The sequence below is a fragment of the Affinundibacterium nitidum genome (assembly GCF_014284155.1).
Lineage (GTDB): Bacteria > Pseudomonadota > Gammaproteobacteria > Burkholderiales > Burkholderiaceae_D > Undibacterium > Undibacterium nitidum.
In genome coordinates this window covers 1-204 of the sequence record NZ_JACOFZ010000078.1, presented here as the reverse complement: position 1 = coordinate 204, position 204 = coordinate 1, and the positions used below count along the sequence as shown (strand labels likewise).

Sequence of the window (204 nt, the reverse complement as noted above, 5' to 3'; positions counted from 1 at the left end):
AGACCAAGGTACCGTAGCCTGCTGCATTGGTGAACGTACCTGCTGTCACTGGCGTTGCATTCGTATCGGCACCAACCGTGTCGTTCGTGATCACATTGCCGGTGACTGTGTTCGGTACTGCATCTTCGGTGATGTTGTTGATGTCACCTGTCGCTACTGGTTTGCTGTCCGTAATAAGGATATCTAGGCTGTCGTTATTCGTTG

Annotated in this window: 1 protein-coding gene; it reads right to left on the bottom strand. The window is 51.0% G+C overall.

Going from position 1 to position 204, the window contains the following annotated elements; translation table 11 throughout:
* On the bottom strand, nt 1-204 hold a 204-nt coding region (locus tag H8K36_RS19115), incomplete at both ends, for a hypothetical protein (protein WP_186918103.1).